The organism is Mixta intestinalis (assembly GCF_009914055.1).
Lineage (GTDB): Bacteria > Pseudomonadota > Gammaproteobacteria > Enterobacterales > Enterobacteriaceae > Mixta > Mixta intestinalis.
In genome coordinates this window covers 4,423,125-4,437,856 of sequence record NZ_CP028271.1, presented here as the reverse complement: position 1 = coordinate 4,437,856, position 14,732 = coordinate 4,423,125, and the positions used below count along the sequence as shown (strand labels likewise).

Genomic DNA, 14,732 nt, shown 5'->3' with positions numbered 1-14,732 from the left:
TGGGAAATAAATTCCGGAATGAATTCAACTCATTACCTTGGGTAGATTTTTCTTTATAAAATTAAAAAACCTGTAAGCTATCAACACTAATATATTTAATATATCACACACTTTAATGCCTTAATCATCTAATGAAAGTTAGATTGCATTACAAACAAGGGCATCTTTTGACATGACTGCCGCTGAGATAAATATAGAATGTCACACCTGATCAATACTGTTATTATATTTTTTGTCCTTATCAATTTTTCTTCTTCGAGTAGATTTTTATCATGCTCCTCCAATCCCCCCCCCTGGAAGATAACCTTTTTATTATAAGAGTAAATAATTCAACTTAATATATTAGTATAGTATATTCTTTTAAACTCCCCAGGGCGAAATAAGAACCTTTTCATCATACAATCCAGAAAGGGATATAATTTCCTTTCGCTCGTATTCGTTTTGTACATATACAAACTTAACATCATCATATAAAAACAAAAGAGGGAATATTTTTATCTTGTTATTATAAAAATCTTTTCTCCTTTCATAAGCAGAAAAATTAATAGAAATCAGATTCTTTTTAATTTGTTTACTGGTTGGTACATACCGCCATTCTTTTTCATACTCGAAATCAAAATCATCACAGCCAAAATAGCTGTTATAACCATATACATGTTTTGTAAAACACTTCAATTGCATTACTGGTAATCTAAGTTGACCGGGCAATTGTTTCAACTGCCGGGCCCTTAATAACGCTATAAGACCTAATGCAACTGGTGAATTTTTTGCTATATAGTTCACAGGCGTTATTCCGTTTGTTAACGCCCATCTTTTGTTAAGCGATATTCCATAGCCGCCATATGTTATCCGTTTCATTGGTAATTCGTGAGGATCATATCCGCTAAATGAAACCATGGGATGGGCGGCATTAGAAATCACCCGCCCATTTTTGTCACCAAAATATTCACTACAATACCTTAAATGAAATGAATTAGAACTTACTATAGATAAAAGCTTTTCGAATTTATTAGTAAAGTGCGTTATCATAATACCAAAGCTTATCGACATTTCCGTTAAGCCTATTATATTCCATTCTGAAAATCTAGCAATGCTCTTACTCGATAAGATTACCTATAGACACTTAATGGTACTAATAGCATAAACTAAAATATCTCAAAAGAGGTATTATTTCTTGAAAACAGCCAGAGCTTACACTCTGGCTAAGGCGGACTCATTACTCAAAGTAATCCATGTCAAGTTTAGGCACTTTAACCAAACGAGAGGAAACGCCAACCTCGTTTTCAATCATCAAATGAACTAAACGTTCGCCATCAACCAGCACCATTCCCTCAACGGAATGGGCAAAATCTCGCGCCTGAGAAGTAAAACCGGAAGTGGTGATAAACACGCCACGTTTGGCCTTTTGTCCCGCCAGCGCACCATAAAACGCCTGGAGTTCAGGGCGACCAACTGTGTTCTGCCAGCGCTTAGCCTGCACGTAAACTTTTTCTAGACCCAATTTATCAAGCGAAATAATGCCGTCGATGCCACCATCTCCAGTACCGCCTACACGCTGAAGATCATCCCGATGTCCGCCATATCCCAGACGATGAAGTACATCCAGTACGATAACCTCAAAACGCGCCGGAGATACCTGCAACAAGTTCTCCAGTAACTCATCAGCAACAGCATCCCGCAGCTCTTTTAACGCTTGGTCAAGACGATCGTCAGGGCTGCTTTTTGCCAGCTCTTCCTGGTTCGGTGCCGCTGGTCTTGGATCAAGATCGACAGCATCTGGCTGCTGTTTTAACTTCACGTTCATGAAATCAAAAGCCAAGTGGTTCACTTCTTCTTCGGTGAGTGGCTGGGTATGGACCTGTACCCATTTAATCCCTTCTGGCGTTAAGCACCATTTCCCTCTGGATAAACTTTGCGATAATCCAGCTCGCTTCAGACGATCATGTGCCCAGCCTGCCCGATTTTTATAAACCAACTGACCACTGGCTATCACTTCTGCTCGCTGATCATCATCAAGATTAAGAGCATCTGCCGCAGCTTCATGCGCATCACGAGCTGGTACGCCCTCAGGTTTACCTGCCAGAAAACGGAGTACTGGCTCTATAAATTTATCGTAAGTAGGAACAGCCATATAAACATCCCTGATAAGGTTTTTATTAGATCGGTTGCGTCAAACCAATCAGCTGGAGTCTGATAAGTTACTTAGCAACTGAGTGTACTTCCAACTGGTTAGGAGATGAACATATACCTCATTGATTTTACTAACCAAGATAAAATCTCATCTCCACATCATAAATCAGAAAATATCACCCCAGCCATCTCATCCAACCGCGTTTTTGTTACTTCCCACTCCGGCATAGCTTGTCCCATCAGACGGTAAAAGCGATCGCTATGACTGTGTTCGGCAATATGACACCGCTCATGCAGAATTACGTAATCAATGCACTCATGGGGTGATTAACTATCTGAATTACATGAGTTACCATGAGCCTAATGCTACTAGCCCCCTGACAAATGCATAGTTAACATATTGATTTTGCATATAAACTGTGAATTAAAGGGCCATTAATCAGCTGACCCTTTCAAATTAAAACCCGCGCATCCCATTGATAAAAGTTTCAATCACATCGCGCACACGGTCGTAAACACGTGCCCGCACGTTCTTACGTTCCAGAATCTTTGGTGTCCAAGTCAGCGTTTCCGCCACTTCATCCTCTCGCGGCATTACGTCGGTAAAAAGGTAGTTATCTAATAAGCTGGCCAGTTTGATGGAATCGAGTCGTTCTTCGCTGCACAAGGCTGCCAGCGCCTTACCTTTTGCCTGTTCAACATAGGCTTCAAACACCTGAGTAATATCTTCGTCATGCGTGGCATGCAGCAGGTTTTTTTCGATAAAGTTATCAATAAGCTCACGTTTACTGCGCAGCGTGACGTCGCTGTCGACAATATCCATGATCTTTTTCTTCTGTTCCTGCTGCTCTTTTGGCGGCATCGCCTGAATGCCTACCAGCAGACGCAGAATGTAGCCAACGTTAATTTCGTCGCGATGAATCAACGAGACTTCAAAATCCACATCTTCAAGAATCGAAACTTTTTCTTTGCTTGAGTGCTTTTTCACCTTGTCATAGATATCGAGGTATTTACTGGTGAAATCCGCCAGTGTCTGGTCCGACAGCGGTTTAGCCGCATCGTCAAAATCGGCAAAGCTTTCGAGGATGTTTTTCAAACGCATCACATCACGGAACGCCGTTACAAACGCCAGTTGTGCTTCTTCATCCGGTAAATCGTCCACGCTTTCCACCGTTGGCGTCAGCGTTAACAAGCGATCGACAGCGTCCTGATAATCCCCGAAATAGTCGTCAAAGGGTTTGACCAGCACCGTAGAAGAGGCGTCTTTGTTCGAGAACAGGGCAATAGCATCGTCGGTGGCTTTCTTCAGATTACGGAAGCAGACGATATTCCCGTGGCTTTTCTTCTCGTTGAGGATGCGGTTGGTGCGGGAAAACGCCTGAACCAGGCCGTGAAAACGCAGGTTTTTATCGACGTACAGCGTGTTCAGCGCCGGGCTGTCGAAACCGGTGAGGAACATATTCACCACCAGAAGAATATCGATGCCTTTCTCTTTGGTGCGCTGAGCAATATTTTTGTAGTAATTGTAGAAGCTCTTTGAATCATTGGCCGAGTAGCTGGTGCCATACAGCTCGTTATAATCCTTGATAAAACTATCCAGATGATCGCGACTCGAGGTATCAACTTTCGCGCCCTGCGGCAAGCTAATATCCTCTTCATCCAGCAGGCCGTTTACCGCCTCTTTATCACTTTTATCTGCTTCATTGGCGGCATAAGTGAAGATAGTGGCAATCTTTAACGGCTTGTAGTTAGCATCCGCCGCCTTCAGTGCGGCCTGCTTTTCTTTAAAGAGTTTGTAGTAGGTGATCAGCATATTGACTGACCCGACGCAGAACATCGCGGTAAACTCACGATTGCGGGTCTTGGCGTTATGGTGGGCAAGAATGTAGTCGGTGACTTTGCCCAATCGGATGTCGCTTTCCATCACCTCTTTGGTGTCGATATCCTCCACATCGATATCGATCTCATTGCTGCTCTCTTTGCGCTTATAAGTGCCGACATATTCCACGGCAAAGCGCAGAACGTTTTCATCCCGGATGGCGTCGACAATCACGTATTTATGCAGGCATTTATCGAACAACAGTTCGGTGGTCTGTTTGACGCCGTTCGTGATATTGACGTTATCAGCAAAGATTGGCGTCCCGGTAAAACCAAACAGCTGTGCGTTCTCGAAGAAGTTCACGATTGCTTTATGCGTATCACCGAACTGGCTGCGGTGGCATTCATCAAAGATAAAGACGATGCGTTCTTTACGCAGGTGTGCGAGCTGCGCTTTATACCCTTCATGGGTGATGGCGTTATTCAGCTTCTGAATGGTGGTCAGGGTCAGCTTGGTGCTGCTTTGCTTAAGATGTTTTATCAGCGTACTCGTGTTGTTGGTTGTATCCACGCTGTCTTTCGCAAAGCCGTTGAACTCTTTCGCCGTCTGATAATCCAGATCCCGGCGATCAACCACAAAAATGACCCGATCCACTTCCGGCATTTCCATGATCACCTGACTGGCTTTAAACGAGGTCAGCGTTTTACCGGAGCCGGTGGTGTGCCAGATATAGCCGTTCTCCGGCCGTCCCTGCTTGTGGAGATTCTCCTTCACATGGCGGATCATCGCCTCACAGGCGTAAAACTGATAGGGGCGCATCACCATCAGGCACTTACGGGTTTCGTTCAGCACCGTGTAGTGAGTGATCATTTTGGCGATGTGACAGACTTTCAGAAATGCGTCTGTGAATTTCTCCAGTGCTTTGAGCGGGTTATTCTTTTCATCGGTCCAGAAGAAGGTCTGCTCAAAATGGTTGGCGCGGTTGTTGGCGTAATATTTGGTATCCACGCCGTTGCTAATAATAAAGATCTGCACATACTGGAACAGGCCGCTACCGACCCAGAACGCATCCCGATGGTAGCGATCGATCTGATTGAAGGCCTCTTTCAGTCCCAGGCCACGACGCTTAAGTTCAATCTGCACTAGCGGCAGGCCGTTGATCAGCAGCGTGACGTCGAAGCGGGTTTTACGTGTGTTTTGCTCGGCATTGAACTGCTTCACCTGGCTCGTCACCTGAAACTCGTTCTGGCACCACTCCTCTTTATTGATAAAGTTTAGCCACTTCTCGGTGCCGTCATCACGCAATAACTGGTAGCGATCGCGCAGGATTTTAGCGCGATCGATGACTTCATTACCTTTTGTCAGGTGCAAGAAAATACGGTTAAATTCGCCGTCCGTGAGTGGCGCAGATTCCAGTCGGTTATGGATTTCAATCTGCTTTCGCAGATTGACTTTCATACTGGTTTCGTCGGTGACATTCACCCGTTCGTAGTGCATGCCCACCAGCTGTTCCACCAGCTGCGTTTCTAACTCGTATTCGCTTTGCGTTGCCATCAGTGTGTAGTGCCTTTAAATATTGTGCAGGCCCGGAGTACTTCGGGCCGGATTATTTTTATACAAACATTTGCTGGAGCAGGCCTTGCTTCCAGGTTTTTAACTTGTCCAGCTCTGTTTTTTTAATGGTGATTTTATCGTCCATTGCAGAGAGAAGATTGGCAATTTTGTTTTGCTCTTCCAAGGAAGGATACATAAATTTTGTTTTCTTAGCATTCTCAATGGTATAAGTCCCAACCGTTGTAATTGCAGCATGATTAACGATCTGTGTGAGAACTTTTGAGCTATTAAACACATGGTAGAAAAAATCCGAATTTATTTCATTATTTTTCTTGAACCATAAGACATTTCCATCTTTAAAATAGAATGGGTTATCATTTCTAACTTGATGAATTATACCTAATGTTCCAACCCCACTAACTAGAAAATCACCAACAGCAGGAACCCCATACTTATCTTTTAAGTAAGTATAATTATCTTCAGTTATGAATATTTCACTTTTAAACTTTTCTTTCTTAGATAAGCTTACGAGTTCTCTTGTTCTATAAAATGGAACTCCTTCATTTACCCAATCATCCTGTAAAACTCGTTTACTAGATCCTATAGTGAAGAAGTCGGAGAATTTCCTCATAGTCCATTTTGGAAAACTCCTTCCATGGTTATCCTTAAACCGCACTTCCTGACTAAAAATCTTCTGCATCATGCCTTTTTTGTACCTGCACAGCAGGTCGTACTGCTTGTTCAGCAACGTAATTCTTTCGTCAACAGAGGACAGAAAGTCAGCGATTCTGGTTTGTTCTTCTAAAGAAGGTATTGCAAATTCAAACTCTTTATACTCTTCAGCATTAATGCCTGGCTGCCCTGATCTCATTGAATAAACTTTAATCCACTTACGATATTTTTCAGTAAGTGTTTGGTTATAAACAAAATATGGATTGGCTTTGTTTATTGTTAGTTTTATAAGAAATCCAGCAAAATAAAGCCTGCCATCTTTTTGTTTATATAAATATGACTTACCTACGCTTGCTCCTGTTCGAGCAAAAACGATATCACCTTTATTAAGAAGATATTGATTTTCAAGCTTACCTGATGGAGTAGTTAAGGGGGAAGGAATGAACTCCCTTGTATCGTCATCTATATCCGTGATTCGAATATATTTATTTACGCCATCAAATTCAATCGCTGAACTGTTCATGCCATAGGCAGCGTAAGAACTAACGCTCCCTAAAGTTGTTTGCTTCCATGGCATGTTAAATTCACTGAATCGTAATTTCGGCACCATTACTTATTCCCCTCGACCAACGTAAACGGCGTTACAATCCCCAACTCCTGGCAAAACCCAGCTATGGTCTTATCGATCTCCGCTACTTTCCTTTCCAGATCCCGAATTTCCTGCGCCACGGCGTTGAGATCAACCTCTTCTTCCGCTTCAAAGGTATCGACATAGCGAGGAATATTTAGGTTGTAATCGTTGTTACGGATCTCTTCCAGCGTCGCGATATGGCTGTACTTCTCGAGTGCTTTCCAGTCGTTGTAGGTATCGGCGATTTTATCGATATGCTTGGGCAACAGGCGGTTCTGGGTTTTCACCTTCTCAAAATCGTTGCTGGCGTCGATAAACAGAATACTGTCGTTGTGCTTACGGCATTTACGCAGCACCAACACACAGGTCGGAATACTGGTGCCGTAAAAGATGTTGGCAGGCAGGCCGATCACCGCATCAATGCAGTTCAGCTTCTCAATCATAAACTGACGGATATGACCTTCCGCTGCACCACGGAATAAGACCCCATGAGGCAGAACAACTGCCATGGTGCCGTCATCTTCCAAATGGTGAAACATATGCTGCACAAACGCCATGTCTGCTTTGCTCGACGGTGCCAATTTACCGTACTGGGCGAAGCGGTCATCGTTCATAAACAGCGGGCTGGCGCTCCACTTGGCGGAGAACGGTGGGTTAGCAACGATGGCGTCAAATTTCAGATGCGTATGCTGCGGGTGCTCCAGCGTATCTTCCTGAATGATCTCAAAATCTGCATAGTGAACTCCGTGCAGAATCATATTCATACGCGCCAGGTTGTAGGTAGTACGGTTCATCTCCTGACCATAGATTTTACCCACCGACGAGGCTTCACGTTTTACGCGTAATAACAATGAGCCAGAGCCACAGGTCGGGTCATATACGTTTTTCAGCTTCAGCTTGTGAGTGGTGACGATTTTAGCCAGCAGAGTGGAAACCGGCTGTGGAGTATAGAACTCACCGGCTTTCTTACCTGCGCCAGAGGCGAACTGACCGATCAGGTACTCGTAGGCATCCCCCAGAATATCGGAACTTGCTTCGCTCAGGTTAAAGCTCAGTTTGTCGAGTTCCGTGACGACTTTGCCGATCAATTCGTTTTTCGCTTTCGCAGTATTACCAAGCTTGCTGGAGCCTAAATCGAGATCTTCAAACAGGTTGCTGAAGTCATCCGCGGAGTCGGTGCCCAACGTGCTTTGTTCAATGCTGCGTAGGGTAGTGGCGAGGTCTTCCAGAATAAAGCCGGTGCCTGCACCTTTGGGATCTTTAGCAACTCGTTCTGCCATAGTGTGGAACAGATCGGTTGGCGGCAAAAAGTAGCCTAAGGACGGGATACTATCCTCTTTTACTGCGTCAACAATGTCCTGATACGCTGGATGTTCAGGAGTCAGATCGTTGTACTGAATGCCATCTTCCGCCAAAATTTTGTTAGCGTAAGCAACGAATTTTTCAGAAAGATATTTATAGAAAATAAAACCTAAGCAGTAGTCGCGGAATTCATCGGCATTCATCTTACCGCGCAGAGTATCGGCGATATTCCACAGGCGGCCTTGCAGTTCACTTAAATTTTGCGCTTCAATCTGGGGAGACATAACAAACCTTACTTATTGATTATTTTGATAAATTTTCAATTCTTGCAAAATAATATTGTTGTTTTAATTTCATCAAGTTGTACTCGTAGTAATCTTTCATCCTGAGATGAAGATACAGCTCACCTATCGCTTGTTGCTTTTTTAATCGAGGCAAATCGAGTTCAAATTGACGAACCATTTGCAGAGTTAACTTAGGTACAGTTGACCCCTGTAGAACAACTGATTTTTGTTGGGCTATAGCTTTGCTCTCATTGAAATGCCAAATCCAAAACAATGGAGAGACTCTGCTAACATCCAACTCGACCTTAACAAAGTTATTGCCCAATATTCGCCCCGCATGCTCCTGCTTAACAAGAACAGCTTTAGCGTTCGCTAAGTTAATAATGACATCATTTTCTCTTGTCACTTTTAGTAACGACGTACTCTTAACCACCTGTTCTTTTTCAGAAACTATCACTTCAGGTTGCCAGTCATCGATCTGATGCAGCTGTGCTGTATAAAAACGATACTCTTCTCCTGATTCTTCCGACTCTATGCGTGACAGGTTTACTCCGGGGATAAAATTTGCAATGTCGCTATAGACGATTTTTCCCATTTTTATCCTCGTAAAATCGGGGGCTGTGCCCCCTTTCGCTTGTTTAATGGCACCAGCAGTTGGCGCTTTCACTGTCGAAAAACTCGACGAGTAAACCTTGACCAAACACCGCTTTTAACATTCTTTCAATTGCATCACAGTCAGAGGTATCAGTGCCATACACTGAAATCGCAATCCTTGATGGCTGACTTTTTTTCAGTGCATCGAGTATATGGGTGTCATTTTCCCCCATACTCCACCCATAAATCACGATACTTTCCTTTTTCTCTGGTAGAACTTCACGGTAGACGGTATCCAGATAACGACTACGAGCAATCGCACTTAGTTTTTGCTTACTTGTCCCTTCAGAAACAAAAACTGGTGTAACTGCTGCAGAATTCCATTGCTGAGATATTTGCTGAAGATAATTTCCGTCACCATGAGGATTAGTATGTAATTTGGACTCTTGACCATTGAAGTCTTGGGCCAAAATCAGAGAGCCATGTGGATAGAAGACTAAACTTGTCGTCTTGTAACCTTTTTCACGATCTTTCCAATGTAAGTCTCTAAAATCACTCCAATCTAACTGTTCATTAAACAAACGATTTATGAAGCAATCCTTTAATTTCCCGGTAGTTGTATCTTCTAGCAAAGATGCCCAGTACACAATAAGATCATAATTCAGAGATAAGACTGTCTTAAATCTGCCTATAAAAGCACGGATTTTGATTAGCACATCCGATACCTCATAATGCTCAGGATGATTTTGGCTCACACATTGTATCAACAGATTTCTAAGTAACTTATACCTCTCAGTCGTTGCATTTTCAGGCACACCGAGCTGTTGATTTACTTGAGTTGCAATCCACAGACGATGCAAAATCAACTCAAAATCTTGCGTATCAAATAGTTCGAACAAGGCTGTCAGCTGGCCATCTGAACTGAGCTCGGTCAACTTCTGACATAAGCTACGATAGGCAAAATCGCTATTAACAGCGATACTTGCACCATTCCCCAAAAGTAAAGTATCATCGTAATTGGCATCAATCTCGGCCCATTGTTTAATTGTCACCATGTTTCAACCCTCGTTTTAAAATTTTAGATTTGTGGGTATTCCGCCAAGAACTCGCCCACTCATGTTCAAATTGGTAATTTTTAAAAATTACCTCACTTGAAACTAAGGCCATTAAACAACGAGATTGTGTTGCCGTCAATTCTTTTTTATGTAATTTTTAAAAATTACATAAAATAATATTACCCAAGATGCCAAAAAATTTTCAACGCATTGATTTTTCAACAAATTGTGACTATTGAAAAAGTTCATCTTGCTGCTTGCTTACCAAAATCAAAAGGACTAATCCCCTTCTCCCGATTCACATCAAGAAAATCAGCCCACCACTGCAGCATCAATCTACGCTCGTCCAAATGCTCCGCCTTATGAATATACGCAGCTCGCACAGAGTTACGCTCCATATGGCTCATCTGCCGTTCAACCGCATCCCTAGACCATAATCCTGACTCAATCAGCGAACTACACGCCATTGTCCTGAAACCATGCCCACAAACCTCTACTTTTGTGTCATAGCCCATAACACGAAGTGCCTTATTCACCGTGTTTTCACTCATCGGTTTACGAGGGTTGTGATCTCCAACGAAAACAAAATCGCGCTCGCCGCTAAGCTTGTGAACCTGTTTAAGGATTGCTAAAGCCTGATGAGATAATGGAACCAAATGAGGTGTGCGCATTTTAGAACCACGTTGAGAATGCTTCACTCCTTCGATAGCTTCTCGTTCAGCAGGTATCGTCCACATTGCCGTTTCAAAATCGATTTCAGACCAGCGAGCAAAACGAAGCTCACTAGACCGGATAAAAATTAGCAAGGTGAGTTCAACGGCCAAGCGGGTCATAGCGCGCCCAGTGTAACTGTCAATTCGGTGGAGTAGCTCAGGTAGGCGTTTCAGCTCAAGCGCTGGTCGATGGACACGGTTACTAGAAGCAATTGCTCCAGCCATCTCTTGGGCCGGATTGTAATCAATTAAGCCACTTTGCACCGCATACCGCATGATGGCAGTGGTTCGTTGCTGAAGACGAGAAGCGACTTCAAAGCGGCCTGTAGCCTCAACGACTTTTATGGGGGCAAGCAGATCACGAGTTTTTAGCTCTTCGATACAGCGTTTGCCAATTACGGAGAACAGATTATCTTCCAGGCTTTTCAGCACCCGTCTGCTATGTTCTTCTGACCATTTTTTATTAGTGGCATGCCACTCTCTGGCAACAGACTCAAAGGTAATGGCCTCTTTTGCCTGCTCCTCTTTTACAGCACGCTTATGCTCGCGAGGATCGATTCCAGCAGCAACAAGCCTTCTGGCCTCTTCCCTCTTTTGACGAGCATCAGCTAATGACGTTTCAGGATAAACACCAAACGCCATCAGGTGCTGCTTACCACCAAAGCGAAAACGGAACCGCCAGTATTTTGAGCCGTTAGGGTGAATAAGCAAAAACATGCCATCCCCATCGACAAGGGTGTACTCCTTTTCCTGCGGTTTCGCAGAACGCACTTTGATATCTGTCAGAGCCATAAAAGTTCTCCTTCCATGTGCCGCTGTGAGTATACAACCATTATCGAACCAGCATATATACTCGGTTCTATACTCACAAGCGACTTGATGTGGGTTGACTCAGATTGACTTCTATTGAAAGGAAAATCGCGGAAAGCCTTGTGTGACGCGGATTTCAGACACAAAAAAAGACGTCCGTTGACGTCTATTGATGTTCCGATGGTGCCGAAGGCCGGAATCTAAAAACAAACCAACCATATGTAATAATTGAAAAAATAAAGTGCAATTTTAATTTATGCCCCTTTTTGTGCCCCCATCAAAATTTCAATCAACCTTTCATAGAAGAACTGATAACGATATAGAGAAAGATTCGGTTCGGATCCGCAGCACGGACCCTAACCGAAACAATCATTTCCTCAACAGATTCCTGCACTCACTAAGCAGTTAACGCTATACATCGTATCCCCCCTGGTCGCTAAAGTTACTACGTGAACGGGCTGCCAGTTTTCTCTGTTTTGCTTCAATACGTCTCATCACTTCATCTGCCACATCTGACGGGCTTTGCCCTGGTTGCTGGTGAATATGGATTTCAACTGTCCCTATCGACGCAGGCAGGGCTTGCGTGACTATAGCGGGCTTTTGTTGCTGACTCTTATATGCGGAGACAGGCAGGCTGTATGGGTGGAGTGGTTTAGCCTCTGTCTCCGGTGCCAGCCCTCCCAGAGTCAGCCAGGTGGCAGCGGCAATGGCTGCTGTTCGTCTCCTGCTCGTTATGTATGCGGGCCCGTTAACGATCTCGGGTCCATTCTCACCAGCAATGCCAAACTGCCCGCGCGGAATATATCCGCCGCTGTCATACATCCCGGCAAAAAATCCACCCACACCTTTTGCCTGTGGGGTTCCCGGTGATTTGTCGCCACCGGTCATCCAGTCCGGCAGATAGCTTTTCACCGATGCCAGCTTGCTCTTGAGAGTCTCCCACTTCTCATTGATACCGCTCAGGATGCCGTCAATGATTGCGCCTCCCACCGCTTTAAACTTCGCGGGCAGCGCGGCAACATCACTCAGTATTTCAGTCCATTTCTGACTGATGGTCTGCTTAATAACCGCCCATGCACCAGTCACTCCCGATGAGATAGCATCCCACATCGCTTTAAATTTTGGCCCCAGTGTTTCCCAGTTCTGCCAGATATAAATGGCTCCCATAGCGATCAAGCCAATAACCGCCAATATTGGGTTAGCAAACATCAGCCTGCCCAGCCACAGGATAGCCTGGCCTGCTGCGCCAATAACTTTTGTGACCAGACCAAACACAGAAGCAAATTTAAGCTGGAGGATGCCTGCACTTACCCGCACTACGGCCATCGGTCCCAGAATAGATGCCAGCGCCAGTGACACCACGCCCGCAGCTGTCGCAGCAACCGCGAATACTGCAGCGACTGTAAACATTGCAGCAGTCAGCCGCGGGTGCCGTTTAACCAACCCATCCAGCCCGGAAGCCAGATTCCCCAGCCAGTCAGATAGCGTTTTAAGCACTGGCGAGACAGTTTCCCCAATGCTTGCCATCGCATTAGTAAAAGACCCCGTTGCCGCCTCCCATTTGTTGCCCAGGGTATTAAGAGACGCATCGACGCGCTCGCGCAGAGTCGCCTGGTTCTCCAGTTTGGCGACGGTTTCACGGTAGCCCTCGATGCCTTTTGACGTCATGGTATTCAGCGCTTTTAGCACCTCGTTATCGTTACCAAACAGGGCTTTCTGCGTTGCAAGTTTTGTTTCATCATTTAATTTTTCAAGCTTTTCTAACTGCGCGTACATCTTTTCCAGGCCGCCAAATCCGCCTTTCCCGTCGGAAAAATCAAACCTGATACCTTTTCCTTTCAGCCCGTCGTTTACGCTCTTAATATTTTTGGCATCCAGCGTGGCCTGAAAAATTTTACGATAGGCATTACCCGCTGACTCTCCGGCCATCCCCGCCTGATCGGCCATGACGAGAAGTGGACTAAATGTTTTCGCAGCATCCAGGCCCTTCTGCTTGATAATGTCCATAGCGCTGCTGATATTTGCAAAACCCTGCAGCATATTTCCCGGATCAACCCCCGCGTAATAACCCCGCTGGATCACGTCCATCAGGCTCATCATGTCTTTTTCGGTGGTCTGCGTGGCGTCCTGCAGTTTCGCGGCAAACTCTGCCGCATCCGTCGGGGCCATCTGCAGCTGCACGCCGAGATACGCCGCCGACTCACCCAGCCCTCCCAGGATGACCTGCGCAGACATACCCTGGCGGCGTAACATGGTCATCATGTTTTGAAAGTCTGCCGTGGTGCCGGGCAGCCGGTCCCCCAGGGCGATTGCCAGCTTGTTTAGCTTCTCAAACTCCGGCGCAACCTTTCCGCCAGGCCCCATCATCGAGCCTGCCAGCTGGTTAGCGGCGTTTTCTGATTCCGAGTAGGCGCGAATGGGTGCCATCAGCGTTGCCCCCGTTGCCACACCTGCAGCCACCATTCCTGCGCCGTTCCCGGCAAGGCTATTGCGCACATCGCGCATCTTATCGGCTTTTGCCCTGATCGCATTCAGCTTGCGCTGGCGCTCGCCAACGTCACGCAAGCGCCGCTCCTGCTCTGCCAGCTGTTTGTTATAGCGATCCGTTTCACGGGTAATGCGTGCCGTTTCACGGGCACCGCCTCCCGCAGAGATGCCGAGGCGGTACAGTTCCGCCCTGGCTTCCGCCATCTGCCGCGTTTCCTGCTCCTGCTTTTGCTCCAGCCTCGACACGGCCCGCCATTGCGTTTCAAGCGCCGCTGTCTGCTTTTTGGTGGGGGATTCGAGGGCTGACATTTCGCGGGTCATCATCTGCGCACGCAGCCGCGCCTGGTCCAGTTCGGTACTGGTCCGGCTCAGGCTCCGGGACAGCTGATCGAAGGATTTTAACTGACCTCCCGCATCGTTGAGCCGTTTAAGCTGCTCGCGGGTCTGCCGGACAGCAGAGGCCAGTTCCTTAGATCCAGCCTGTGCCACTTTTAAAGGTCGGGTGAGTTTATCAACCGCATTTAACACGACCTGCAGACGCAGGTTTTTATCACTCATCACTGACTCCGTTTCTCAGGATAGCTTTGTGTCGCCATTCCAGCACCTCGGTCAACGGCATAACGTCAGTAACGGACGGCGACCAGTGAAAAATGGTGGCGATATCCGCCACCAAATCATCAA

Annotated in this window: 11 protein-coding genes; all 11 read right to left on the bottom strand. The window is 45.7% G+C overall.

Annotated elements, in window-relative coordinates; all coding sequences use genetic code 11:
• Positions 1 to 360: 360 nt before the first annotated feature.
• The gene (locus tag C7M51_RS20650; protein ID WP_208852109.1) at positions 361 to 1,050 is read right to left on the bottom strand and encodes an abortive infection system antitoxin AbiGi family protein; all 690 of its coding nucleotides are present in this window, start codon (positions 1,048 to 1,050) and stop codon (positions 361 to 363) included.
• Between the two features lie 166 nt (positions 1,051 to 1,216).
• Positions 1,217 to 2,131: a restriction endonuclease gene (locus C7M51_RS20645; RefSeq protein ID WP_160623344.1), complete on the bottom strand. Its 915-nt coding sequence runs from the start codon at positions 2,129 to 2,131 to the stop codon at positions 1,217 to 1,219.
• Positions 2,132 to 2,289: 158 nt separating this feature from the next.
• Entirely contained in the window at positions 2,290 to 2,409 is a 120-nt protein-coding gene (locus tag C7M51_RS20640) for a YgjP-like metallopeptidase domain-containing protein (RefSeq protein WP_241366472.1), read from the bottom strand.
• Positions 2,410 to 2,587: 178 nt separating this feature from the next.
• Entirely contained in the window at positions 2,588 to 5,503 is a 2,916-nt protein-coding gene (locus C7M51_RS20635; RefSeq protein ID WP_160623343.1) for a type I restriction endonuclease subunit R, read from the bottom strand.
• A gap of 58 nt (positions 5,504 to 5,561) precedes the next feature.
• Positions 5,562 to 6,785: a restriction endonuclease subunit S gene (locus tag C7M51_RS20630; RefSeq protein ID WP_160623342.1), complete on the bottom strand. Its 1,224-nt coding sequence runs from the start codon at positions 6,783 to 6,785 to the stop codon at positions 5,562 to 5,564.
• Complete coding sequence (locus C7M51_RS20625; RefSeq protein ID WP_160623341.1) at positions 6,785 to 8,392, bottom strand: type I restriction-modification system subunit M; 1,608 nt, start codon at positions 8,390 to 8,392, stop codon at positions 6,785 to 6,787. The genes C7M51_RS20630 and C7M51_RS20625 overlap by 1 nt, the downstream gene beginning before the upstream one ends.
• Before the next feature lie 19 nt (positions 8,393 to 8,411).
• Complete coding sequence (locus C7M51_RS20620) at positions 8,412 to 8,987, bottom strand: restriction endonuclease subunit S domain-containing protein (RefSeq protein WP_160623340.1); 576 nt, start codon at positions 8,985 to 8,987, stop codon at positions 8,412 to 8,414.
• 43 nt (positions 8,988 to 9,030) lie between these two features.
• Positions 9,031 to 10,041: a DUF4917 family protein gene (locus C7M51_RS20615; RefSeq protein WP_160623339.1), complete on the bottom strand. Its 1,011-nt coding sequence runs from the start codon at positions 10,039 to 10,041 to the stop codon at positions 9,031 to 9,033.
• A gap of 245 nt (positions 10,042 to 10,286) precedes the next feature.
• Entirely contained in the window at positions 10,287 to 11,546 is a 1,260-nt protein-coding gene (locus tag C7M51_RS20610; RefSeq protein WP_160623338.1) for a tyrosine-type recombinase/integrase, read from the bottom strand.
• A gap of 429 nt (positions 11,547 to 11,975) precedes the next feature.
• Entirely contained in the window at positions 11,976 to 14,609 is a 2,634-nt protein-coding gene (locus tag C7M51_RS20605) for a phage tail tape measure protein (RefSeq protein ID WP_107357787.1), read from the bottom strand.
• Positions 14,602 to 14,721 (bottom strand): GpE family phage tail protein, encoded by a 120-nt coding sequence (locus tag C7M51_RS20600; RefSeq protein ID WP_001747644.1) that lies wholly within the window; start codon positions 14,719 to 14,721, stop codon positions 14,602 to 14,604. Before C7M51_RS20600 ends, C7M51_RS20605 begins: the two co-directional genes overlap by 8 nt.
• Positions 14,722 to 14,732: the final 11 nt, after the last annotated feature.

Coding starts and splice junctions, on each gene's coding strand:
- C7M51_RS20650 (WP_208852109.1), bottom strand. CDS start 1,050: ATGTCGATAAGCTTTGGTATTATGATAACGCACTTTACTAATAAATTC.
- C7M51_RS20645 (WP_160623344.1), bottom strand. CDS start 2,131: ATGGCTGTTCCTACTTACGATAAATTTATAGAGCCAGTACTCCGTTTT.
- C7M51_RS20635 (WP_160623343.1), bottom strand. CDS start 5,503: ATGGCAACGCAAAGCGAATACGAGTTAGAAACGCAGCTGGTGGAACAG.
- C7M51_RS20630 (WP_160623342.1), bottom strand. CDS start 6,785: ATGGTGCCGAAATTACGATTCAGTGAATTTAACATGCCATGGAAGCAA.
- C7M51_RS20625 (WP_160623341.1), bottom strand. CDS start 8,392: ATGTCTCCCCAGATTGAAGCGCAAAATTTAAGTGAACTGCAAGGCCGC.
- C7M51_RS20620 (WP_160623340.1), bottom strand. CDS start 8,987: ATGGGAAAAATCGTCTATAGCGACATTGCAAATTTTATCCCCGGAGTA.
- C7M51_RS20615 (WP_160623339.1), bottom strand. CDS start 10,041: ATGGTGACAATTAAACAATGGGCCGAGATTGATGCCAATTACGATGAT.
- C7M51_RS20610 (WP_160623338.1), bottom strand. CDS start 11,546: ATGGCTCTGACAGATATCAAAGTGCGTTCTGCGAAACCGCAGGAAAAG.
- C7M51_RS20605 (WP_107357787.1), bottom strand. CDS start 14,609: ATGAGTGATAAAAACCTGCGTCTGCAGGTCGTGTTAAATGCGGTTGAT.